This is a genomic window from Chromobacterium sp. CV08 (genome assembly GCF_051129845.1).
Lineage (GTDB): Bacteria > Pseudomonadota > Gammaproteobacteria > Burkholderiales > Chromobacteriaceae > Chromobacterium.
Map to the genome: position 1 here is coordinate 4,594,451 of NZ_CP150453.1, position 21,949 is coordinate 4,616,399.

Consider the following 21,949-nt stretch of genomic DNA (forward strand, 5'->3'; position numbering starts at 1 on the left):
GGCGCGAATCGATCGATTCGCCCGCGGCGATCTGCCCACCCTAAGCAAGCGCGATGCGCAAGCGCCTGCGCGATACGGCAAGCCGGCGCAACGCCGCATCCGGCGTTGCGTGCCGCGCTATGCCTTGACGATGTGCTCGGCCGGCTCCAGGTACTTGCCGCGGCTGTCGACGATCAGCTGGGCCTTGGCCTTGATCAGCTCGTAGTCGAACTTGTCGTGGTCGGTGGCCAAGAGCACGCAGTCGTAGCTTGCGATGGTCTCGGCGCTCAGCGGCACGCTCTTCAGGTCGAACTTGTGCTCGCGCATCTTCGGGAACACCGGCACGTGCGGATCGCTGTACGCCACTTCGGCGCCCAGGTCGCGCAGCTTCTCCATCAGGAACACCGACGGGCTCTCGCGCATGTCGTCGACGTTCTTCTTGTAGGCGATGCCCAGCACCAGCACGCGGCTGCCGTTGATGGCCTTCTTGCGCAGGTTCAGCGCGGCGGCCACCTTGGCGACCACCCAATCGGGCATATTACTGTTCACTTCGCCGGCCAGCTCGATGAAGCGGGTGTTGACGCCGTATTCGCGCGCCTTCCAGGTCAGGTAGAACGGATCGATAGGAATGCAGTGGCCGCCCAGGCCCGGACCCGGATAGTAGGGCACGAAGCCGAAAGGCTTGGTGGCCGCGGCGCGGATCACCTCATGGATGTCGATGCCCATCTTGTCGGCGACGATCTTCATCTCGTTGACCAGGCCGATATTCACCGCGCGGTGGATGTTCTCCAGCAGCTTGGTCATCTCGGCGGCGCGGGTCGACGACACCGGCACCACCTTGTCGATCACCGCGCTGTACAGCGCGACGCCGATTTCCTGGCAGGCCGGGGTGACGCCGCCGCACACCTTCGGAATGGTGCGGGTGGTGAAGTTCGGGTTGCCCGGATCTTCGCGCTCCGGCGAGAACACCAGGAAGGCGTCGTCGCCGACCTTCAGGCCACGGGACTCCATCCGCGGCAGCAGCTCTTCGTCGGTGGTGCCCGGATAGGTGGTGGACTCCAGCGACACCAGATGGCCTGCGCGCAGATAGGGCACCAGGCTGTCTATGGTGTTCAGCACGAAGCTGAGGTCCGGCTCGCGGTACTTGTTCAGCGGCGTCGGCACACACAGGATCAGCGTGTCGGCTTCGCCGGCGCGCGAGAAGTCGGTGGTGGCCTCGAAGCCGCGGGTCAGCGCGGTGGCGATGCTGTCGGCGGAGATGTGCTCGATATAGCTGTTGCCGGCCATCAGCGCGTCGACCTTGCCCTGGTCGATGTCGAAACCCAGCACCTTGTAGCCGACTTCGGCGAAACGCAGCATCAGCGGCAGGCCGACATAGCCCAGACCCACGATGCCGATCACAGCGGATTTGTCCGCGATACGATTGAGCAGTTGCTGCTTGATCACGATGAAAGTCCCAACAGGATGTAAAAGCTTGAGCGGCAGACGCCCGTCTGCCGCCCGTGTAGTCCGTACTGGCCTACGAATAACTGGCCATTATACGCCGCGTCGCGCCGGTTTTTGGGTAAGCAAACGTAACCGGCGGCCGGAATCCGCAACGGATTCGACCTGCCTCAAACCAGCAGGTGTCCGGCGGTATGCTGATTGGTCTGCTTCAGCCGGTTGACGAACTCGACGAACTCCAGCCCGAAGCGTCCCTCCAGCTCGTCGGCATGCTTCTTCAGCGCGTCCCACTGCGTCAGTTTCGGGCTCTGGCGGAAGGCGATCACCGCGACATTGCCGTGGGTGGCCGCAGGCAGTTCGATCACCCGCCCCTCGAAAACGTTCAACAAGCGCTCGATGAAGGCCTGGTAGCGCTTGTCGCCGCTCCACCAGTTGGTGACGAACACCCCCTGCGGACTCAGCGCGCGCTTGCAGTCCTCGAAGAAATCCTCGGTGGTCAGCGCGTCGACGATCTGCAGGCCGTCGAAGCCGTCGACCAGGATGGCGTCGGTCGAGCCGCGGAAGATCTTCACGTAGTCGGCGCCGTCGGCCTCGACGATCTCGAAGAAATCGCCCTCCTCCGGCAGCTGGAAGAAGGCGCGCGCCACCGCGATCACCTGCGGATTGATGTCCACCGCGACACTGACGGCGTCCGGCAGGTACTCGTCGATGAAGCGGGCGAAGGAGCCGCCGCCGAGGCCGATCTGCAGGATGTGCTGCGGATTGTCGTTCCACAGCAGAAAACCCATCATCGCGCGGCTGTAGCTGAGCACCAGGTCCGCCGGATCGTCGAGGTCCATCGAGCTCTGTATCGTCTCCGAACCCAGGTGCAGCGAGCGGATATTGCCCTCTTCCGAGATCTCCACTTCCGGCATCGCCTCCACCGCCGGCCGCACGCGGCGGCGGAACGGATGCAGGGCCCTACGCGCCACAGCCGGTCTCCTTGGCGCGGGAGTCGAGTATGCTGATCGTGCGCTTCGGCTCCGCCTCGGCCGCGTCGTCCGCATCCGGCGCCGGATCGCGGAACGCTTCCTTGTCGAAGGCGGTGTCGCCGCCGTCGAACGGCGCGTCGCCGGTCTTCAAGGACGCGAAGTCGTACAGCCTGGTGTCGGCCAGATGCGACGGGACGACATTCTGCAGCGCGCGGAACATGCTCTCGACGCGGCCGGGGAAGCGCTTGTCCCAGTCGTTGACCATATCCTTGACCACCTGGCGCTGCAGATTGGGCTGCGAGCCGCACAGATTGCACGGGATGATAGGGAAGGCTTTCCAATCGGCGTAGCGGATGATGTCCTTCTCGCGGCAGTAGGCCAGCGGGCGGATCACCATGTGGCGGCCGTCGTCGGACACCAGCTTCGGCGGCATCGCCTTCATCTTGCCGCCGTAGAACATGTTCAGGAACAGCGTGTGCAGGATGTCGTCGCGGTGGTGGCCCAGCGCGATCTTGGTCGCGCCCAGCTCGTCGGCGACGCGGTACAGGATGCCGCGGCGCAGCCGCGAGCACAGGCTGCAGGTGGTCTTGCCCTCGGGCACCAGCCGCTTGACGATGGAGTAGGTGTCTTCCTCGACGATGCGGTACTCGACGCCGATCGATTCCAGGTACTGCGGCAGCACGTGCTCCGGGAAGCCCGGCTGCTTCTGGTCCAGGTTGACGGCGACGATGGAGAAATTGATCGGCGCCGACTTCTGCAAGCCCAGCAGGATGTCCAGCAGGGTATAGCTGTCCTTGCCGCCTGACAGGCAGACCATCACCCGGTCGCCTTCTTCGATCATGTTGAAATCATTGATGGCGTCACCGACGTGGTGGCGCAGGCGCTTGGCCAGTTTGTTGCCTTCAAACGCGGCCTTCTTGGCCTTGTCGTCGAGCGCGGCGTTCTGTTCGGACATGGGGTACGGCTAAGAAATTGAAAAACAGGCGATTTTACCGTTTCCCGCCGCCGAAATCCACGTCGGCGGCGATTTTGCCTCCGCCGGCTACAGCACGATGCTGCGGCCGCCGTCCACCGCCAGTATCTGGCCGGTGACATAGCTCGCGTCCAGCAACAGAAAAGCCACCGCGCGGGCGATGTCCTCCGGCACGCCGGTGCGCTGCAGCGGTATCGTCGCCTCTATCCTGGCCCGCGCGTCCGGGCCGAACTCCTCGGCGTCCTCCGGCCACAGATTGACGCCCGGCGCCACGCCGTTGACGCGTACCGCCGGCGCCAGCTCTATCGCCAGGCTGCGTATCAGCTGGGCATGGCCGGCCTTGGCCAGGTTGTACACCACGTGGCGCGCCATCGGCCGCTCGGCGTGGATGTCGGCGATGCCGACGATGGCGCCGCCGCGGCGCGTCAGCTCCGGCGCCAGCGCCTGGCTCAACAGCAGCGGCGCCTTCAGATTGCTGCCCATCAGATCGTGCCAGGCCGCCTCGTCTATCCGGCCGATCTCGGTCGGAAAGAAGCTGGAGGCGTTGTTGACCAGGCCGTCCAGCCGGCCGAAGGCCGCCAGCGCCGACTCCGCCAGCGCCGGCAGCGCGGCGGCGTCCAGCAGATCGGCCCGGACCAGCTTGACGCTGTCCGGCCGCGCCGCGTTCAATTCCGCGGCCAGCGCTTCGGCGTCGGCGCGCGAGCCGCGGTAATGCAAAACCAGCCGCAGGCCGCGCGCGTGCAGCAGCCGGGCGATGCCGGCGCCGACGCGACGCGCCGCGCCGGTAATCAGCGCCACGCGCTCGTCTTCTTGTCGCTCTGTTAGCATTGCTTCCTCGAATCGAATTCCGTCGCCCCTTCACGGGCGCGGCGCTTTGCACCACAATCGCGCCACATTGTAGCAGGACGACAGCCATGACCACCCTACCCGCCGCCAGCCCCGAGGCGCTGGCCGTCAGCCAGGCCCTGTGCGGCCGCATCAGCCAGACCATCGCCGAAGCCGGAGGCTGGATACCGTTTTCGCATTATATGGAACTGGCATTATACGCGCCCGGCATGGGATATTACGCCGCCGGCAGCCGCAAGCTCGGCGAGGACGGCGATTTCGTCACCGCGCCGGAGTTGACGCCGCTGTTCGGCCGGGCGCTGGCGCGCCAGCTGGCCGAGCTGCTGCCGCAGACGGCCGGCGTCGTCTACGAATTCGGCGCCGGCACCGGCAAGCTGGCGATAGACCTGCTGGCCGAGCTGGAGGCGCTGGGCCGCCTGCCGCGGAAGTACGTGATCCTGGACCTGTCGCCGGACCTGATGGAACGCCAGCGCGAGAATATCGGCGCCGCGCTGCCCCACCTGGCGGACCGGGTCGAATGGGCGTCGCGGATGCCGGACGCGATGGACGGCATCGTCATCGGCAACGAGCTTTTGGATGCGATGCCGTGCGAGATGGTGTTCCGCGACGAAGACCGCGCGCTGCGCCGGCGCGGCGTGACGGTGCGCGACGGCGCCCTATGCTACGAGGACCGCGACTTCGACGACGCCGAACTGGCCGGGTTGGCCGCGCGACTGGTACCGGACATCCCGCGCTACGAAACCGAGATCAGCCTCGCCAACCGCGGCTTCATCGCCAGCGTCGCCGGCGCGCTGACCCGCGGCGCGGTGCTGATGATAGATTACGGCCACGCCGCCTCCGAGTACTACCACCCGGAACGCAGCATGGGCACGCTGCTGGGCCACTACCGCCACCACACGGTGCAGGACCCGTTCTACCTGCCCGGCCTGATGGACCTGACCTGCCACGTGGACTTCAGCGCCGTCGCCCAGAGCGGCATAGACGCCGGCCTGGACCTGATAGGCTATGCCAACCAGGCCCAGTTCCTGCTGAACTGCGGCCTGGTCGAGCTGCTGCAAGCGTTCGACCCGAACGACGTCAAGACCTATCTGCCGGTGGCCAAGGCCGCGCAGCGGCTGCTGTCGCCGCAGGAAATGGGCGAAACCTTCAAGGCGATAGGCTTCGGTCGCGGCGTCTCGATAGACTGGCTGGGCTTCGCCCGCGGAGACCGCTGTTACACGCTGTGAACGCGGGCGCAAAATGAAGTTGACAGGTCCGATCCGGCTGCGTATAGTTCGCGACTCGGTGCAACGCATCGAAAACGTGGCGAATTAGCTCAGTCGGTTAGAGCGACGGAATCATAATCCGCAGGTCCGGGGTTCGAGTCCCTGATTCGCCACCACAGTTTGACGAGAATGCGCGCAAGCGGGTTCTCACGGCGAATTAGCTCAGTCGGTTAGAGCGACGGAATCATAATCCGCAGGTCCGGGGTTCGAGTCCCTGATTCGCCACCAATACCAGAAAGGCCAACCTCCGCGGTTGGCCTTTTTGCTTTTCCCGCCCCGGACATATAATCGGTTCACCCACCACTCGGACAACGCCCGATATGTCGCTCTCCCGCATCGCCTGGCCCGGCAGCTTCCGACTCCGGCTGGCCGTCCTGTTCGGCGGACTGTTCCTGTTCTCCGCCCTGCTGGGCGCGCTGGGCCTGGACCGCATGCTGTCCGACCGCATGCTGCAGGATCAGGGCGAAACGCTGCACAGCCTGGCCAGCAACATCGCCAAGGCGATAGGCGACAATCTGCACGAGCGCCACCGCGAAGTGATCCTGCTGGCGCAGACGCCGACCTATGTCCGCACGCCGCTGGACGGCCCCGAGTTGCGACAGAGCCTGGAGCGCACCAAGCGCGCCTATCGCTACTACGCCTGGATAGGCGTCACCGACACCAGCGGCAAGATACGCTCCGCCACCGGCGGCATGCTGGAAGGCCAGAGCGCCGCCAAGCGGCCCTGGTTCATCCATGGCCAGCATGCGCCATTCATCGGCGACATCCACCAGGCGGTCCTGCTGTCCAAGCTGATGAAGTCGCCGACGACCGGCGGCGAGCCGCTGCGTTTCGTCGACTTCGCCTCGCCGATCTACGACCAGGCCGGCAAACTGCGCGGCGTGCTGGCCACCCACGCGCTGTGGGACTGGGTGGTGGAGACGATACGCGGGCGGCTGCCGGACAATGCGGGCCAGAGCGGCCTGCAGGCCTTCATCGTCGATGCCGGCAACAATATGCTGTCGCCGTTCGAGGCGGTGGGCCGGGTGAAGCCGCCGGCGCCGCTGACCGCCGGTCAGTCGTTCCGGCTCGGCGCCTGGCCCGACGGCGGCGACTACCTGTACAGCGAGGCGCAAATCCAGGAAGAGGGGCTGAGCTGGCGCGTGATCATCCGCCAGCCGCGGCAACAGGCGCTGGCCGCGCTGAATCAGCTGCGCACCGCGCTGATGCTGCTGGGCCTGGCCGCCTCGCTGCTGCTGATGGCCGCGGTCTACCGGCTGGCCGCCGCCTTCAGCCGCCCGCTGGAACAGCTGGCCGGCATCGCCGAACGGATAGGCGGCGGCGACGAGGACACGGGCTGGACCGTGCATACCGGCACGCAGGAATTGCGGCAGCTGTCCGAGGCGATGCGCAATATGACCTCCACGCTGCTGACCCGCAAACGGGAACTGACCGACATCAACGCGAGCCTGGAACGGATGGTGGAGGAGCGCACCGAGGAATTGCGCGAAGCCAACGTCTCGCTGGCGCACAAGGCGACCCGGCTGGAACAGCTGGCGCGCAGCGACGCGCTGACCGGACTGAACAACCGGATGGCCGCCGCCGAGCAGCTGGAGCGCGAGCAGCTGCGCTTCCAGCGCAGCGGCGCCGCCTATTCGGTGCTGATGCTGGACATAGACCATTTCAAGCGCGTCAACGACGGCCACGGCCACGACGCCGGCGACCAGGTCCTGCGGCATGTCGCCGCGCTGCTGCGGCAATCGGCGCGCGCCACCGACTTCATCGCCCGCTACGGCGGCGAGGAGTTCCTGCTGCTGCTGCCCGGAACCGGCCTGGACGGCGCGGTCCTGGTCGCCGAAAAGATACGCGCCGCCGTCGAAGCCTCGGAGGCGCCCGCCGTCGGCCGGGTGACGATCAGCGCCGGCGCCGCCACCATCGCAGACGAAGACGCCTCGTACGACGACGCGGTCCGGCGCGCCGACCAGGCGCTGTACCGGGCCAAGGCCGGCGGCCGCAACCGGGTCGAGTCGTAGAACGACGGGCGCTCAGGCCGGCAGCGCCCTCTGCAGCAAGTCGTCCAGCCGCAGCCCCGTCGCGTCCAGCGCGCCGACGACGCCGCCCCAGCGCGCGTCGGCCAGCCGGCTGGCGATGAAACCGTCGGCCACCGCCTCCGGCGCCCGCTCCCTCAGCAGGCAGCCCTGGGCCGTCAGGGCCAGCTGCTGGGCGAGACGGCGCCCCTGGATCTCCCGCTGCGGCGGCGGCAAGGACGCCAGCGCCGCCAAGTCGGCCAGCGCGGCGCGCAGACGCCCGTCGTCGCCGGCCATGACGGCCAGCTCGCCCAACAGGCTTTGCCAGGCCTCGGGCTCGCGCAGCAAGGCCCGCAGCACGTCCAGACACATCACATTGCCCGAGCCTTCCCAGATCGAGTTGACCGGCGCCTCGCGGAACAGCCGCGCGATCGGCCCGGCGTCGACATAGCCGTTGCCGCCGAAGACCTCCATCGCCTCGCCGGCCAGCTCCACCGCGCGCTTGCACACCCAGAACTTGGCGGCCGGCGTGACGATGCGCTTCCAGGCCGGCTCGTCGCGCTCGAAACCCTCGGCCAGCCGGGCCGCCAAGCACAAGGCCGCCTCGCTCTCCAACGCCAGGTCGGCCAGCACCGCCCGCATCAGCGGCTGCTCGGCCAAGCGCTTGCCGAAGGCGACGCGCTGGCGCGTATAGGCGACGGCCTGGACCAGGCCCTGGCGGATCAGCGCCGCGCTGCCGATCACGCAGTTGAGCCGGGTATGGGTGGCCATCTCGATAATGGTGGGAATGCCGCGGCCGGCCTCGCCGATCAGCACACCCCAGGCGTCCTGCAGCTCGACTTCGCTGCTGGCGTTGCTGCGGTTGCCGACCTTGTCCTTCAAACGCTGTATCGCCACCGCGTTGCGACTGCCGTCCGGCCGCCAGCGCGGCACATAGAAGCAGGAAGGACCGCCGTCGGGCGTCCGCGCGACGAGCAGATGGGCGTCGCTGGTCGGCGCCGAGAAAAACCATTTGTGGCCGCGCAGCAGATATTCTCCGCCCCGGCCGCCCGCCGCCAGCGGCGCCGCCTCCGTGGTGTTGGCGCGGACGTCGGAGCCGCCCTGCTTCTCGGTCATGCCCATGCCCAGCCAGATCGAAGACTTGCGCTCGACCGGCAGATCGCTCGGGTCGTGCTCGCGGCTGGACAGCTTGTCGCCCAGCTGCGCCCACAGCGCCGGCTCCCGCCGCAGCAGCGGAATCGCCGCCTGCGTCATCGTCGCCGGACACAGCGTGCCGGCCTCGACCTGGCCGTGCAGATAGAAGCCGGCCAGGAAGGCGGTCCAGCGGCCGGACCGCTCGCTGTCGAACGGCAGCGACACCAGCCCCTGATCCCGGTACAGCGCCAGCAGCCGGTGCCAGGACGGGTGGAAATCGACGCGGTCCATGCGCCGGCCGCGCCGGTCGAAGGCCGCCAGCTGCGGCGGGCAGCGGTTGGCCTGTTCGGCCAGCTCGAAAGTCTCGCCCCGGCCCAGCCGCTCGCCGTACGCGGCCAGCCACGTTTCGGCCCAGCCGGCGCCGGCACGCGCCAGCGCCTCGCGCAGCGCCGCGTCGCTCAGGAACAGGTTGTAATCCTGCAACTCGTCGTACTGGTTGCTCACCTCGTGGGTCTGCCAGATCATGCGCGCCGCTCCCGGATGACGGCGCCGCCGGGCGGCGGCGCTCAAATGGACGTTTGCTTGACCCGTACAGCTTAGCGGATCGCGCTCCCCCCCGCAGCCGGTCCAAAGCGCATCAGCGCAAGGGCAGGTGGACGTCGGTCAGCAGCAGATGCTCCGGCGTGTCGCTGGCCAGGTTCAGGTAGTGGAAATAGACCGGAAAATCGCGCAGCGCCTCGCCGCTGGCCGGCAACCATTCCCGGTACAGATACCAGACGGTCTCGCCTATCTTGTGGTGCGATCCCCGGTGGCGCGCCACCGCGCAGCGGCCGCCCGGGATCTCTTTGGCGATCACGCCCTGAGGATTGGCCGGCACCGGCGCGGCGACGCTGCCGCAGATGTCGAAGCGGAAGCGCTCCGGCTCGGCGGTTTCCGGATTGTCGTAGGCGATGCCGTAGGTCCGGCTCCCGGCGACCGGCGACAAACCGCTTTGCTTGCGCCATTCGATGAAGCGCTGCGCGCTGTCGTTGACCCGGTCCGGCGGTCCCAGATGCTCCAGCGCCGCGACCCTCTCGGGCTCGACCGTGACGATTCTGACTTCCATGTCTTCCATCCTTTCGCTGACGGGAGGCGTCATCCGCGCATGCCAGCCCGGCCAGTCCGGACGGCGCCGGAACTGGCTGGGCGATTGGCCCAGCGCTTGCCGGAAAGCGCGCGAAAACGACTCGGGATTGTCGAAACCGCAGTCCAGCGCGATCTCGGTGATCTTGCGCCCGGGCTGGAAAGCCAGCCAGTAGGACGCCTGCCGCAGCCGCTGCATCAGGATGTAGCGAGCCACGCCGACGCCGAGATAGGCCGAGAACTGTCGGTGGAAATGGAAGCGCGAGAAATGGGCCAGCTGGCTGAGCCGCTCGACGTCCAGCGGCTGGTCCAGATGGCTGGCGATGTAATCCAGCACTTTTTCGAAACGCCGCGCATAGCGGTCCGCCTTGTCCATGCTCGTCCTCCATGGCGGCCACTATGCCGGAACCGGCGGCCCGGTTCTTGACGCGGCTTGCTCTGATTCGCGCCGGCGGCAAGCCCGCCGCCGGCCGCACCAGTATACCCGGCCGGCTAGTCCGCCGCGCCGGCCCACGGCGCGATCAACCGTGCCGGCGTGCAGCAGGCCGGGCGCTTCAGCACGAAGTCGCGGCAGCGCTCGGCGAAGCGACTGCGGTTTTCCAGCATGTCCAGCCGCATCTCGGCCAGCTCGACCTTGCGGCATTGCTCCAGCTGGCGCGGATCGAGACCCTGCTTGGCCTGCCAGCGCTCCGGCCAGGCCGCGCGCGCCTGACGCGCCGTCAGCAGCAGCCAGCTGCCGAACTGGCCGGCGTCGCGCGGACCGATGTCCTGCACCATGCCCAGCCGCCAGGCCTGCCTCGCGCCTATCGGCAGGCAGTCGCCGACCAGCCGCGCGGCCGCCTCGCCGCCGGTCGCGCGCGGCAGCGTGTAAGTCCAGTACTCCGAACCGTACAGGCCCATGGTCTGGTAATGCGGATTGAACACCACGCCCTGGCGCGCCAGCACCACGTCGGCGGCCAGCGCCAGCATCACGCCGCCGGCGCCGGCGTTGCCGGCGACGCCGGCCACCGTCAGTTGAGGCGCGGTCAGGATTTCCAGGCAGACGTCGTCTATCGCCTGGATGTTCCGCCAGGCCTCGGCCGCCGGATCGGCCGCCGCCTGGATCACGTTCAGGTGGATGCCGTTGCAGAAGCTGCCCCGGCCGCTGCGCAGCAGCAGCGTATCGGTATCCTGGCGCTTGGCCCAGCGCAGGGCCCGCTGCAGCCGCCTGCATTGCTCGGTGCTGAACGCGCCGTTGTAGAGCTCGAAGGTCAGCTCGCCGACCCGGCCGACCTGGCGGTAGCGAATCGGCTGGTAGGCCTCCTCGCAGTGCGGATCGGTGTCCACCGCCCACTCCAGCGACGGCGTCTGCTCCAGCAGGCCGGCCAGCACATGGCGCGCCGGCTGCTTGAACGTTTCCTCGCCGGCCTCGGGCCGCCGCCTCAGCGAACCTATCCACAGGCTGGCGTCGCCGGTGCCGACCAGCACCGCGTCGTCGTGCGTGGCCAGGATCCGTCCCGGCTCGCCGATGCGGTAGTCCGGATGGGCGTCGTACAGGTAGTAGCGGCCGCCGGCCAGTTCGGCCAGCACGCCGGGCTGGCCGTCGGCGGCGTCGATGCGGCGCTTGATCGCGACGGCCGGCTCGTTCCAGTCGAAAGCGCGGTCGACCTGGCGCATATTCGGCTGCAGGCGCCCGCGCACCGCCTTGTCGGCGTAGTCGACCGGCTGCGGCCGGTAGCCGCCGACGAATTTCTCCACCACGTCGCGTATGCAATACATCGCCGCGTCGCTGACCGGTCCGTTGTACAGCTCGGACTTGCGGATGTCGGGCGGCATGTCGAACTCGCGGCTGGACCACACCGGGCCGGCGTCCATCTCCTCCACCGCCTGCAAGGCGGTGACGCCCCAGACCTTCTCCTCCCGGCTGATCGCCCAATCCAGCGCCGACGCGCCGCGGTCGCCGACGATGCCGGGGTGGACGATCACCACCGGGAAGGGGCTGTCGCGCCACAGCTCCGCCGGCACCCTGTCCTTCAGAAAAGGGCAGATCACCAGATCCGGCCGTGCCTCGCGCACCCGCCGGATGACGTCGTCGGCGCCGCTGAACAGCACCACGCTGGGCTCGTGGCCCGATTCGCGCAATTCCAGCCAGGCGCGCTGGCTCAAACCATTGAAGGCGGTGGACAACAAAACGATTCTCAAGGCTTGCACTGCTTTTCCCCCATGAAATGAACGGCTTAGAGGGCGGCAATGCTACGCGTCCGAATAATAATGGCATTTGACTTGAACCAATACTCAAGCCAACGGCATGGGTGACGTGTCAAAAAGGACAGGTTGTCATCAGGCAAAAAAACGCCCGTCGGCGACATGCCGACGGGCCAGGAGGGTAGAGAAAGATGAAAAGCGGACGGACGGCCCGTTACATCCCCATCGCCGGCTGCCGGCTGCGCGCCGCTTGCTGCGCCTGGGGTTTGGCCGGCTCCTGGCCGGCTTCGGGCGCGGCCGCCAGTTGGGCGATGGAATGGTGGGCGGCCTGCACGATGGCGTCCTTCAGCTCCACCGCCGCGTGCTGCACCTTGTTGGCCGCGTTCTTGCACAGCATGCTGATCTTGCCCGGATCGGCGGCGTTCACCACCGCCGCCTCGGCCTTGGCCATGCCCTTCTTCCAGCCCTCCACCGCCAGCGCGGCGCCCAGATTGTCGATATGGTGGGCGCCCAGGTCCTTCAGCCTGCCGTCGCGTTGCTGCAGTTCCTTCACCCGGTCTATCGCCTGATCGAGCAGGCTCTGCTTGCCGGCCGACAGGCCGGCCTGCTGCTGATGGGCCGCCTGCAGCGCCTCCGGCTTGAAGAATTCCTCCTTGGGCCGCAGCGCGCCCAGCAAGGGCTGCTTCGCCCAGTACGGATTGGTGCTCAGATTGACTTCGGCCGGCCCGGTCGAGGTCTGCGAGCCGAAGAATAGCTGCTCGCCCTTCTCGTTGCGGCCCTTGTAGATCGCGACATGCTGGCCGCCTTCGCCCTTGAACATCAGGATGTCGCCCGGCTTCAGGTCGTCCTTGCTCTGGATCAGATCGAAGTGCTTCTTCGCGTAGCCGGTCAGATTGGCGTCGGGATGCTTGCCGCCATGTCCGCCGTTGAACAGCGTATGGGTGGTGAAGCCCTCGGCGGTCGGAAACTTGTCGGTCACCCGGGTGCCGCCCAGCTGCAGGCTGCGCCACACCAGCGAAGAGCAATCGACACCCTTCTTGCCATCGTTGTCCAGATCCTGCTCGTAGCGGCTGCCGTCTATGCGGTTGCCGCTCTTCTTGCTGGCCAGCCGGCCGGCCATGTCGGCGCGGCCGTATTCGAAGCTGCCGTCGCCGAAATGCGCCAGCGTCGCGTTGACCATGCGCGTGCCGGCGTCGGCGCCGGCGGCCGGCTTCGCGCCGGTTTCGGCCTGCCGGGGCGCTTGCGGCGGGGCCGGCTGTGCCGGGACAGCTTGCGCCGTCGGCGCCACGGCCTGCGCCCCGGCCTCCGGATGCGCCTTGCGGGCCTCGGCGAGCGCGCGGCGCATCGTCGGACCATGGAACAGCTCGATCATGCTGGCTGCGTAGTTCTCGGCGGTGGCGTAACCGCCTTTTTGCAAGGCATGGGCCTCCTTGGCCAGGTCGCCCTTAACGCCCTCGTTCAACAGACCCGCCTTCGCATAGCGTTCGCTGTTTTGCAGCAGGCGCATCCGGTCCTCCAGCGAAGCCGCCACCGACGGATAGACGCGGAAGGCGTCGTCGACCCAGACTTTCTTGCCGTGCTGCTTTTCCCAGACGTGGTAGACCTTGGAATCGCCTTTCCACGACGCGCCGGCCTTGATATTGAAGACATTGTTACTGCCGGGCAGGACCTTCTCGCCCCAGCCGGTCTCCTGGGCGGCCTGGGCCAGGATCAGCTCCCAGGACATGCCGGTCTTGCGCGACGCCTCCCGCGCCGCCGGATACAGGGAAACGATGAAATTGATCTTGTCCTGCGTGGTGTAGTTCTTCTTTTCAGCCATCACGGTTTCCTTACTGAATCAATCAGAATCAATCGCGCTCACTTGAGCACGGCCAGGTCCGGCGTCAGCCGGACGGCGAAAGGCTTGCCCTTGCTGCCTCCCAGGGCATCCGGGTACACCTTGCCGCTGACCACCAGACGTCCGGCCGCGTCCAGCGCGAACCCCGCCTTGCCTCTTTCGACCCTAGCCACGCCGAAGTTCTGTCCGGCGTAGCGCACCGGCAGCATCACCCGCTTGACCAGGCGACCGCGCTCGATGCGGTCGACAAACAGCAGCACCCGCTTATCGCTGACGAAAGAGCTGGTATCCAACTCCTCCACCGCGTACCAGACCGAACCGAGCTGCAGGCAGCCGACGGCGCTGGCGTCGCTGTAATCCGGATCCGGCAACGGCAGCTTGACGCGCTGCCGGACCGTGCCGCCCCGTTTCATCAGCAGGACCGCGCGGCCGTCGACGCCGTCTATGGTTTCGCCGCCGGCCACGCAGACGCTGCCGTCGGCCAGCGGCGTCTGCCGGCTGGCGGTGAACACGGCGTCCGCCTCATCGTCCTGCTCCGCGGCCGCATGCTGCGCGCCCAGGCTTCCGGCCACCGCCAGGCCGATCAACAAACAGGTCCTGGACCACGCCAGCCATCCCTTGTCCGCACGCATACTCGCTCCTGAAAATGTTTTACTATGATGCATATTATATCAAATATTTTTTAAGGCAAGCGACCGTCGAAAATACACCGCGGCATGCAAGCGCCCAGGCGATGGACAGCGCGGTATTTGTCAGCGCCGCGGCGGCAAACGATAATCGCCGGCGACAAACCGAAGGATGTGCCAATGGATGATACGAACGTGCGCCTGTCCAAGCGCATGGTGGAACTGGGACTGTGCTCGCGGCGCGAGGCCGATGCCTGCATCGAGCAGGGCCTGGTAAAGGTGGACGGCAAAGTGGTCGATACGCTGGGCGCGCGGGTGCGGCCGGAGCAGCAGATCACCCTGGCCGGCAAACCGCAGGCCCTGGCGACGCTGCCGGTGACCATGCTGCTGAACCGCCCGGCAGGCGACGACGCGCCGCCGGCCCAGCTGCTGGGACCGGACAGCCGCTCGCCGCAGGATGGCGCGGAGCAGCTCTGGCTGGCCCGCCACCGCCAGCACCTGACCGCCGTCGGCGCCGTGGACGAGCGTTGCCACGGCCTGGTGGTGCTGACCCAGGACAAAAAGCTGCCGCGCCGCCTGGCCGAGTGCGAAATGGAATTCCTGCTGCAGGTCGATCGCGCGCCGGCCGCCGACGAGCTGAAAACGCGCGCCGCCGCGATCCGCCTGGGCGGCAAGCCGCTGCGACAGTGCAAGATCAGCCGCCAGGGCGACCATCAGCTGCGCTGCGCGGTGTACGCGCCGCAGTCGGGCCTGTTCGACGAAATCTGCCGTCAGCTCGGCGTCGGCTTCCAGAGCGCACGCTGCATTCGCGTCGGCCGGCTGGCGCTGGCCGGCCTGCAGCCGGGACAATGGCGCTATCTGCAGCCGTTCGAGCGCTTCTGATCCAAAGTCTTTTCGCGGCGGCGGCCAGGGCAAGCGCCGTCGCCTCGCGCCAGAATGAAGGCTGAATAGAAAAATCAGATTGATCGGAACTCGATTGTCCGATACTCCGTCTCTATATCATTCAGCCATTCAACCGGAATTCCGCCCATGCACCACGACACCCCCTTGATCACCACCATCGTCGGCGGCCTGGTCTTCGCCTTCGCGCTCGGCGCGCTGGCGCTGCGCCTCAGACTGCCGCCGCTGGTGGGCTATCTGTGCGCCGGCATCCTGGTCGGCCCGTTCACGCCGGGCTTCCAGGCCGATACCGCGCTGGCGCCGCAGTTGGCGGAGCTGGGGGTGATCCTGCTGATGTTCGGCGTCGGCCAGCATTTCTCGATCAAGGACTTGATGGCGGTGAAGACCATCGCCGTGCCGGGCGCGCTGGTGCAGATCGCGGTGGCGACGCTGCTGGGCATGGGCCTGTCCCATTTCCTCGGTTGGCCGCTGGGCGAGGGCGTGGTGTTCGGCCTGGCGCTGTCGGTGGCCAGCACCGTGGTGTTGCTGCGCGCGCTGGAGGAATACGGCTGGCTGGACAGCGAGGACGGCAAGGTGGCGGTCGGCTGGCTGGTGGTCGAAGACCTGGTGATGGTGCTGACGCTGGTGCTGCTGCCGGCCTTCGCCGGCGCGCTGGGCGGCGGCCAGGCGGTGCCGTCGCTGTCCGAACTGGGCTGGATGCTGGCGCTGACCGTCGCCAAGGTGGCGGCCTTCGTCGCCCTGATGCTGATCGTCGGCCGCCGCTTCATTCCGTGGATGCTGGAGCGCATCGTCCATACCGGCAGCCGCGAACTGTTCCGGCTCGGCGTGCTGGCCACCGCGCTCGGCGTCGCCTACGGCGCGACCCAGCTGTTCCAGATCTCGTTCGCGCTGGGCGCCTTCTTCGCCGGCATGGTGATGGCGGAGTCGCCGTTCAGCCACCGCGCCGCCGAGGAATCGCTGCCGCTGCGCGAAGCGTTCGCCGTGCTGTTCTTCGTGTCGGTCGGCATGCTGCTGGACCCGGAAGTGCTGCTGAAGGACACCATGGTGGTGCTGGCCACCGTGCTGATCATCGTCGTCGGCAAGTCGGCCGCCGCCTACGGCATCGTCCGCATGTTCCGCCGCGGCCACCACACCAGCCTGCGCATCGCCGCCAGCCTGGCGCAGATAGGCGAATTCTCGTTCATCCTGGCCGGGCTGGGCATGTCGCTGGGCCTGCTCAGCGGGCGCGGCCAGGCGCTGATCCTGGCCGGCGCCATCGTTTCCATCCTGCTGAACCCGATGATGTTCGCGCTGGCCGAGCGCTACGGCCGGCGCGAGGCCCCGGCCATGCCGTAAACATTTGGCCGGCTCGCCGGCCGGCTATGATAGAATCGCGCGCAACGCGTTCAATTTGCTATGAAAAAATCCATCGCCACGCTATGTCTGCTCTGTCTGGCCCTGCCTGCCGCGGCCGGCCGCCTGCTGCCCGACGGTCTGGTGATGGGCAAGCTGGCCGACGTCGACGATGCCGGTATCGAATTCGTCCGCGCCGATCGCACGCTGTTGCAGCGGCTGTCGGCGCTGATCGCCATCGAGCCGCAGCATTTCGCGCTGTCCCCCGGCCTGCGCGTCTTCGACGAGCACAACCGCTTCCTGCTGAGCGGACAATTGAACGCCCTGAAAGGCCGCACCATAGGCGTGACCTTCGATCAGCAAGGCAATATCAACCGAATCTGGGTGCTGGGCGGCGACGAAGTCGAGACACAGCGCCAGCGCCAGACCCGGATCCAACCCTGAAACCGAATACCAGCTGGAAAACCGAGTAGCAATGAAGAAGGTATACATCAAGACCTTCGGCTGCCAGATGAACGAGTACGATTCCGACAAGATGGCGGACGTGCTGGGCAGCGCCGAAGGCATGGTCAAGACGGACAATCCGGAAGAAGCCGACGTCATCCTGTTCAACACCTGTAGCGTGCGGGAAAAGGCCCAGGAGAAGGTATTCTCCGACCTCGGCCGCATTCGCCCGCTGAAGGAAGCCAATCCCGACCTGATCATCGGCGTCGGCGGCTGCGTGGCCAGCCAGGAGGGCGAGGCCATCGTCAAGCGCGCGCCCTTCGTCGACGTGGTGTTCGGCCCGCAGACGCTGCACCGGCTGCCGGACCTGATCCAGAGCCGACAGGCCAGCGGCCGCTCGCAGGTGGACATCTCCTTCCCCGAGATCGAGAAGTTCGACCACATCCCGCCGGCCAAGGTCGACGGCGGCGCCGCCTTCGTCTCCATCATGGAGGGCTGTTCCAAGTACTGCTCGTTCTGCGTGGTGCCGTACACCCGCGGCGAGGAAGTGTCGCGCCCGTTCGAGGACGTGCTGACCGAGATCGCCGGCCTCGCCGCCCAGGGCGTCAAGGAAATCACGCTGCTGGGTCAGAACGTCAACGCCTACCGCGGCCTGATGAGCGACGGCGAGATCGCCGACTTCGCGCTTCTCCTGGAATACGTGCACGAAGTGCCTGGCGTGGAGCGCATCCGCTTCACCACCAGCCACCCGCGCGAATTCAGCCAGCGCATCATAGACTGCTACGCCAAGCTGCCTAAGCTGGTCTCCCACCTGCACCTGCCGGTGCAATCGGGCTCGGACCGCGTGCTGATGGCGATGAAGCGCGGCTACACCGGCCTGGAATACAAGTCCATCATCCGCAAGCTGCGCGCGATCCGGCCCGATCTGTGCCTGTCGTCGGACTTCATCGTCGGCTTCCCGGGCGAGACCGAGGCCGACTTCGAGCAGACGCTGAAACTGGTCCGCGACTGCCAATTCGACTTCAGCTTCGTCTTCATCTACAGCCCGCGGCCGGGCACGCCGGCGTCCAATCTGCCGGACGACACGCCGCACTCGGAGAAGGTGCGCCGGCTGGAGGCGCTGAACGAGGTGATAGAGGCCAACGGCTACGCGATCAACCAGTCCATGGTCGGCACCGTGCAGCGCGTGCTGGTCGAGAACGTGTCGAAAAAGGACGCGGCGATGCTGGCGGCGCGCACCGCCAACAACCGCGTCGTCAACTTCGCCGGCCATCCGCGCCTGCTGGGCCGGACGATAGACGTCAGGATCACCGCCGCCTTCCCGCATTCGCTGGCCGGCGAGGTGGTGACCGGCGAGAGCGCCTGACCGTGCGACGGGCCGGGTCGCTATGCAATGCGAATGGCGCGGCGTATGCTGGCCCGGTTCCCACACGGAGGATGGAAGAATGTTCGTAGTGTCGCTGACTTACATCGCCCCGCTGTCCGACGTCGACGCCTTGCTGGACGCCCACGTCGTCTGGCTGAAGCAGGCCTACGCCGACGGCGTCTTCCTGGCTTCCGGCCGCAAGATGCCGCGCGACGGCGGCCTGATCCTCGCGCGCGGCGAACGCGCCGCGCTGGAGGCCCGGCTGGCCGAGGATCCGTTCGCCCGGGGCGGCGTCGCCCGCTACGACATCATCGAGTTCGTGCCCAGCATGACCGCCGCCGGGCTGGAAAGTCTGAAGGACGCATGAAGGCGAACGGCATCAAGGCCCTGCTGCTGGACCTGGACGACACGCTGTTCGACGACGGCCATGCCACCCTGCAGGCGTTTTCCGTCTTCATCGGGCCCCATGCCGCCCGCTTTTCCGAATCCGAGGCCGAGCTGTTCGCGCGCTGGCGCGCCTGCGTCGACCGCCACTGGCGGCGTTTCGAGGCCGGCGAGCTGACGATGGCGCAACAGCGCCACGAGCGGCTGCGCGACTTCCTCGGCCTGCCGCACATCGCCGAAGACGAGGCCGCGCGCCTGTTCCAGCCGTATATGGACGCCTACCGCAGCAACCGGAGGCTGACCCCCGGCGCGGCGGCCTTTCTCGACGCCACCGCCCACCTGATCCGCATCGTCGTCAGCAACGGCGGCACCGAGCAGCAGCGGGCCAAGCTGGCGCATCTGGGCATCGCCCACCATTTCCGCCACGTCGTCACCATAGACGATGCCGGCGCGGCCAAGCCGGACCCGCGCATCTTCCGCCACGCGCTGGCGCTGGAAAACCTCGCGCCCGAACATTGCCTGATGGTCGGCGACGACCTGGAGCGCGACATCGCGCCGGCGCGCCGGCTGGGCATGGCCGTCTGCCATGTTTCGCACGGCAGGCACGCCGCCGTTTTTCAACAGTTAAGCCAACAATTGCAAAACGCATGAGCACAAGCGAATCCCTCAGCTTCAACCCGGTCGACAACGACAGGCTGGCCCGCCTGTGCGGTCCGCTGGACGAAAACCTGAAACAGATAGAAACCGGACTGGACGTGGTCATCCAGCGCCGCGGCGAGGCCTTCCGCGTCCAGGGCGCGGCCGCCAAGGCCGCGGTGGAGGCGCTGACCCGGCTGTATCTGCAGGCCGACAAGCAGGACATCTCGATAGACGATGTGCAGCTGTCGCTGGTGGAATTGCGCCAGCAGCAACCGACGGCCGAGCAGGAGGAGTCGCCGGTGCTGGCGACGCGCCGCGGCGACCTCAGGGGCCGCACGCCCAACCAGGCGCGCTACATCAAGGCGATACAACAGCACGACGTCACCTTCGGCATCGGCCCGGCCGGCACCGGCAAGACCTATCTGGCCGTCGCCTGCGCGGTGGACGCGATGGAGCGCGACGCCGTCAAGCGCATCGTGCTGGTGCGCCCGGCGGTGGAGGCCGGCGAGAAGCTGGGCTTCCTGCCCGGCGACCTGGCGCAGAAGGTGGACCCGTATCTGCGGCCGCTGTACGACGCGCTGTACGATCTGATGGGCTTCGACCGCGTGACCCGGCTGTTCGAGAAGAACCTGATCGAGATCGCGCCGCTGGCCTATATGCGCGGCCGCACGCTGAACCACGCCTTCATCATCCTGGACGAGGCGCAGAACACCACGCCGGAGCAGATGAAGATGTTCCTGACCCGGATAGGCTTCGGCTCCAAGGCCGTGATCACCGGCGACGTCACCCAGATCGACCTGGCCCGCCACCAGAAAAGCGGCCTCGTCGAGGTCGAACGGATACTGGACCGCGTGCGCGGCATCCATTTCCACCATTTCAACAGCAACGACGTGGTGCGCCATCCGCTGGTGCAGAAAATCGTCGACGCCTACGACCAATACCAAAGCAAGCAAGATGAAAAAAGCCAAGCGTAACCCGCTGCTGGCCCGCCTCGCGGCGCGGCTGGAACTGAGCCTGGACGTGCGCAGCGACGCCGCCTCCCTGCCCGAGCCGGCGCTGATCCGCCGCGCCTGCCAGGCCGCACTGCGGCGCGAGGTCAAGCAGGCCCAGGTCAGCATCGTCATCGTCGACGCCGCTGAAGGCCGTCAGCTGAACAACGATTACCGCGGCAAGGATTATGCGACCAACGTCCTCAGCTTCGCGCTGAACGAGGGCGAGCCGGTCGCCGGCCTGCCGCTGTTCGGCGACCTGGTGCTTTGCGCGCCGGTGGTGGAGAAGGAAGCCGCCGAGCAAAACAAGGACCTGATGGCGCACTACGCCCACCTGCTGGTGCACGGCATGCTGCACCTGCAGGGCTTCGACCACGAAGAGGACGACGAGGCCGAAGCGATGGAAGCGCTTGAAACTGTCATCGTTCAGCAGCTAGGATATCCCGATCCCTACCACGAGGAGCACATCTAAGAAATGGAAGACCCCAGTAAACCGCGGCCCAGCTGGCTTGAACGCCTGTCCACCATGCTGATGCGCGAGCCGGAAGACCGCGAGGAGTTGATCGAACTGCTGCACAACGCCTTCGAGCGCAATCTGCTCGATGCCGAGGCCCTCGGCATGATAGAAGGCGTGCTGGAAGTGAGCGAGCTGACCGTCCGCGACGTGATGATCCCGCGCAGCCAGATGCACGTGCTGAACATCGACGACCCGATAGACCGCTTCCTGCCGACGGTGATCGACTCCGGCCACTCGCGCTTTCCGGTGATAGGCGAAAGCAAGGATGACGTTCAGGGCATCCTGCTGGCCAAGGAATTGCTGCGCTACTTCCATGCGCCCGCCACCTTCAATCTGAAGACCGTCCTGCGTCCGGCCGTCTTCGTGCCGGAATCCAAGCCGCTCAACGTGCTGCTGCGCGACTTTCGCGCCACCCACAACCATATGGCGGTGGTGGTCGACGAGTACGGCGGCGTCTGCGGCCTGGTCACCATCGAGGACGTGATCGAACAGATCGTCGGCGACATCGAGGACGAGTACGACATCGACGATGACGAGGACGACATCGTTCCGGTCCGCGGCCACGAACGCTACCGCGTCAAGGCCCTGACCGAGATAGAGGACTTCAACCACTATTTCGGCACCGACTACGCCGACGACGACGTCGACACCGTCGGCGGCCTGGTGATCTCGCTGACCGGCCATCTGCCGAAGCGCGGCGAGAAGATAGAAGCCGCCGGCCTGCGCTTCACCGTGCTGCGCGCCGACAGCCGCCGCCTCGACACCCTGCTGGTCGAACGCATCCGGCTCGCCGCCGACACCGCCGAATAATTCCCCGTCCTTTGGAGATGAGCGCGCAAAGGCAGGCGAGCAGGGCCGCAGATCGTACACCCGGTACGGCGGGGCCCCGCGCGGCGAAGCCGGCAAGACCATCACGCCAAATGGAATGGGAATAAGGCCTATGCTGAAATACGGCCGGCTCCCGGGCCGGCCGCCTGGCCCACATCGATACA

At 66.9% G+C, this 21,949-nt stretch carries 20 protein-coding genes and 2 tRNA genes; 13 read left to right on the forward strand and 9 right to left on the reverse strand.

What is annotated here, in order from left to right; all coding sequences use genetic code 11:
• Positions 1-117: 117 nt before the first annotated feature.
• The 4 genes from WNM05_RS20915 to WNM05_RS20930 all read right to left on the reverse strand — a co-directional run bounded on the left by WNM05_RS20915 (position 118) and on the right by WNM05_RS20930 (position 4,194).
• Positions 118-1,422 (reverse strand): nucleotide sugar dehydrogenase, encoded by a 1,305-nt coding sequence (locus WNM05_RS20915; RefSeq protein WP_434635179.1) that lies wholly within the window; start codon positions 1,420-1,422, stop codon positions 118-120.
• Between the two features lie 170 nt (positions 1,423-1,592).
• Positions 1,593-2,336: a polyamine aminopropyltransferase gene (locus tag WNM05_RS20920; RefSeq protein WP_434635180.1), complete on the reverse strand. Its 744-nt coding sequence runs from the start codon at positions 2,334-2,336 to the stop codon at positions 1,593-1,595.
• Between the two features lie 46 nt (positions 2,337-2,382).
• Positions 2,383-3,348, reverse strand: a complete 966-nt coding sequence (gene ttcA / locus WNM05_RS20925) for a tRNA 2-thiocytidine(32) synthetase TtcA (protein ID WP_434630619.1) — start codon at positions 3,346-3,348, stop codon at positions 2,383-2,385.
• Between the two features lie 87 nt (positions 3,349-3,435).
• Positions 3,436-4,194, reverse strand: a complete 759-nt coding sequence (locus WNM05_RS20930) for a pteridine reductase (protein WP_434630622.1) — start codon at positions 4,192-4,194, stop codon at positions 3,436-3,438.
• Between the two features lie 86 nt (positions 4,195-4,280).
• Here WNM05_RS20930 and WNM05_RS20935 point away from each other — a divergent pair, with 86 nt between their 5' ends.
• The 4 genes from WNM05_RS20935 (at position 4,281) to WNM05_RS20950 (ending at position 7,489) form a co-directional block, all read left to right on the forward strand.
• A complete protein-coding gene (locus WNM05_RS20935; RefSeq protein WP_434630625.1) occupies positions 4,281-5,438 on the forward strand; it encodes a class I SAM-dependent methyltransferase in 1,158 nt (385 codons plus the stop codon).
• A 78-nt stretch (positions 5,439-5,516) separates the two neighbouring features.
• Positions 5,517-5,593, forward strand: a tRNA-Met gene (locus tag WNM05_RS20940).
• A gap of 35 nt (positions 5,594-5,628) precedes the next feature.
• Positions 5,629-5,705: transfer RNA gene (locus WNM05_RS20945), tRNA-Met, on the forward strand.
• A gap of 92 nt (positions 5,706-5,797) precedes the next feature.
• A complete protein-coding gene (locus WNM05_RS20950) occupies positions 5,798-7,489 on the forward strand; it encodes a diguanylate cyclase (RefSeq protein ID WP_434630628.1) in 1,692 nt (563 codons plus the stop codon).
• Positions 7,490-7,501: 12 nt separating this feature from the next.
• Here WNM05_RS20950 and WNM05_RS20955 read toward each other — a convergent pair whose 3' ends face one another.
• The 5 genes from WNM05_RS20955 to WNM05_RS20975 form a co-directional block, all read right to left on the reverse strand.
• Entirely contained in the window at positions 7,502-9,142 is a 1,641-nt protein-coding gene (locus WNM05_RS20955; protein WP_434630631.1) for an acyl-CoA dehydrogenase family protein, read from the reverse strand.
• A gap of 112 nt (positions 9,143-9,254) precedes the next feature.
• Positions 9,255-10,115 (reverse strand): AraC family transcriptional regulator, encoded by an 861-nt coding sequence (locus WNM05_RS20960; protein WP_434630634.1) that lies wholly within the window; start codon positions 10,113-10,115, stop codon positions 9,255-9,257.
• A 116-nt stretch (positions 10,116-10,231) separates the two neighbouring features.
• Positions 10,232-11,929 (reverse strand): hydrogenase maturation protein, encoded by a 1,698-nt coding sequence (locus tag WNM05_RS20965; RefSeq protein ID WP_434630637.1) that lies wholly within the window; start codon positions 11,927-11,929, stop codon positions 10,232-10,234.
• A 208-nt stretch (positions 11,930-12,137) separates the two neighbouring features.
• Positions 12,138-13,742, reverse strand: coding sequence for a glucosaminidase domain-containing protein (locus WNM05_RS20970; RefSeq protein WP_434630640.1), 1,605 nt, complete (start codon positions 13,740-13,742; stop codon positions 12,138-12,140).
• Between the two features lie 38 nt (positions 13,743-13,780).
• The gene (locus WNM05_RS20975; RefSeq protein ID WP_434630642.1) at positions 13,781-14,392 is read right to left on the reverse strand and encodes a hypothetical protein; all 612 of its coding nucleotides are present in this window, start codon (positions 14,390-14,392) and stop codon (positions 13,781-13,783) included.
• A gap of 174 nt (positions 14,393-14,566) precedes the next feature.
• On the opposite strand from WNM05_RS20975, the gene WNM05_RS20980 reads away from it, so the two are divergent.
• The 9 genes from WNM05_RS20980 to WNM05_RS21020 all read left to right on the forward strand — a co-directional run bounded on the left by WNM05_RS20980 (position 14,567) and on the right by WNM05_RS21020 (position 21,767).
• Positions 14,567-15,268, forward strand: coding sequence for a S4 domain-containing protein (locus WNM05_RS20980; RefSeq protein ID WP_434630645.1), 702 nt, complete (start codon positions 14,567-14,569; stop codon positions 15,266-15,268).
• Between the two features lie 147 nt (positions 15,269-15,415).
• Complete coding sequence (locus tag WNM05_RS20985) at positions 15,416-16,621, forward strand: cation:proton antiporter domain-containing protein (RefSeq protein WP_434630647.1); 1,206 nt, start codon at positions 15,416-15,418, stop codon at positions 16,619-16,621.
• A 60-nt stretch (positions 16,622-16,681) separates the two neighbouring features.
• Entirely contained in the window at positions 16,682-17,062 is a 381-nt protein-coding gene (locus tag WNM05_RS20990; RefSeq protein WP_434630650.1) for a hypothetical protein, read from the forward strand.
• Positions 17,063-17,093: 31 nt separating this feature from the next.
• On the forward strand, positions 17,094-18,428 hold the full coding sequence (gene miaB / locus WNM05_RS20995) for a tRNA (N6-isopentenyl adenosine(37)-C2)-methylthiotransferase MiaB (RefSeq protein ID WP_434630653.1): 1,335 nt from the start codon (positions 17,094-17,096) through the stop codon (positions 18,426-18,428).
• Positions 18,429-18,507: 79 nt separating this feature from the next.
• Positions 18,508-18,795 carry a YciI family protein gene (locus tag WNM05_RS21000; protein WP_434630656.1) on the forward strand — a complete coding sequence of 96 codons (288 nt, stop codon included), beginning with the start codon at positions 18,508-18,510 and terminating at the stop codon, positions 18,793-18,795.
• On the forward strand, positions 18,792-19,463 hold the full coding sequence (locus WNM05_RS21005; RefSeq protein ID WP_434630658.1) for an HAD family hydrolase: 672 nt from the start codon (positions 18,792-18,794) through the stop codon (positions 19,461-19,463). The genes WNM05_RS21000 and WNM05_RS21005 overlap by 4 nt, the downstream gene beginning before the upstream one ends.
• Positions 19,460-20,425, forward strand: a complete 966-nt coding sequence (locus WNM05_RS21010) for a PhoH family protein (protein ID WP_434630661.1) — start codon at positions 19,460-19,462, stop codon at positions 20,423-20,425. The genes WNM05_RS21005 and WNM05_RS21010 overlap by 4 nt, the downstream gene beginning before the upstream one ends.
• The gene (gene ybeY / locus WNM05_RS21015) at positions 20,406-20,912 is read left to right on the forward strand and encodes an rRNA maturation RNase YbeY (RefSeq protein ID WP_434630664.1); all 507 of its coding nucleotides are present in this window, start codon (positions 20,406-20,408) and stop codon (positions 20,910-20,912) included. The genes WNM05_RS21010 and ybeY overlap by 20 nt, the downstream gene beginning before the upstream one ends.
• Before the next feature lie 3 nt (positions 20,913-20,915).
• Complete coding sequence (locus tag WNM05_RS21020) at positions 20,916-21,767, forward strand: HlyC/CorC family transporter (protein WP_434630666.1); 852 nt, start codon at positions 20,916-20,918, stop codon at positions 21,765-21,767.
• Positions 21,768-21,949 lie beyond the last annotated feature (182 nt).

What these genes read in the sequence shown, in the direction of transcription:
- WNM05_RS20920 (WP_434635180.1), bottom strand. Translation starts at nt 2,336, where the DNA reads ATGCCGGAAGTGGAGATCTCGGAAGAGGGCAATATCCGCTCGCTGCAC.
- ttcA (WP_434630619.1), bottom strand. Translation starts at nt 3,348, where the DNA reads ATGTCCGAACAGAACGCCGCGCTCGACGACAAGGCCAAGAAGGCCGCG.
- WNM05_RS20930 (WP_434630622.1), bottom strand. Translation starts at nt 4,194, where the DNA reads ATGCTAACAGAGCGACAAGAAGACGAGCGCGTGGCGCTGATTACCGGC.
- WNM05_RS20935 (WP_434630625.1), top strand. Translation starts at nt 4,281, where the DNA reads ATGACCACCCTACCCGCCGCCAGCCCCGAGGCGCTGGCCGTCAGCCAG.
- WNM05_RS20950 (WP_434630628.1), top strand. Translation starts at nt 5,798, where the DNA reads ATGTCGCTCTCCCGCATCGCCTGGCCCGGCAGCTTCCGACTCCGGCTG.
- WNM05_RS20955 (WP_434630631.1), bottom strand. Translation starts at nt 9,142, where the DNA reads ATGATCTGGCAGACCCACGAGGTGAGCAACCAGTACGACGAGTTGCAG.
- WNM05_RS20960 (WP_434630634.1), bottom strand. Translation starts at nt 10,115, where the DNA reads ATGGACAAGGCGGACCGCTATGCGCGGCGTTTCGAAAAAGTGCTGGAT.
- WNM05_RS20970 (WP_434630640.1), bottom strand. Translation starts at nt 13,742, where the DNA reads ATGGCTGAAAAGAAGAACTACACCACGCAGGACAAGATCAATTTCATC.
- WNM05_RS20975 (WP_434630642.1), bottom strand. Translation starts at nt 14,392, where the DNA reads ATGCGTGCGGACAAGGGATGGCTGGCGTGGTCCAGGACCTGTTTGTTG.
- WNM05_RS20980 (WP_434630645.1), top strand. Translation starts at nt 14,567, where the DNA reads ATGGATGATACGAACGTGCGCCTGTCCAAGCGCATGGTGGAACTGGGA.
- WNM05_RS20985 (WP_434630647.1), top strand. Translation starts at nt 15,416, where the DNA reads ATGCACCACGACACCCCCTTGATCACCACCATCGTCGGCGGCCTGGTC.
- WNM05_RS20990 (WP_434630650.1), top strand. Translation starts at nt 16,682, where the DNA reads ATGAAAAAATCCATCGCCACGCTATGTCTGCTCTGTCTGGCCCTGCCT.
- miaB (WP_434630653.1), top strand. Translation starts at nt 17,094, where the DNA reads ATGAAGAAGGTATACATCAAGACCTTCGGCTGCCAGATGAACGAGTAC.
- WNM05_RS21000 (WP_434630656.1), top strand. Translation starts at nt 18,508, where the DNA reads ATGTTCGTAGTGTCGCTGACTTACATCGCCCCGCTGTCCGACGTCGAC.
- WNM05_RS21005 (WP_434630658.1), top strand. Translation starts at nt 18,792, where the DNA reads ATGAAGGCGAACGGCATCAAGGCCCTGCTGCTGGACCTGGACGACACG.
- WNM05_RS21010 (WP_434630661.1), top strand. Translation starts at nt 19,460, where the DNA reads ATGAGCACAAGCGAATCCCTCAGCTTCAACCCGGTCGACAACGACAGG.
- ybeY (WP_434630664.1), top strand. Translation starts at nt 20,406, where the DNA reads ATGAAAAAAGCCAAGCGTAACCCGCTGCTGGCCCGCCTCGCGGCGCGG.
- WNM05_RS21020 (WP_434630666.1), top strand. Translation starts at nt 20,916, where the DNA reads ATGGAAGACCCCAGTAAACCGCGGCCCAGCTGGCTTGAACGCCTGTCC.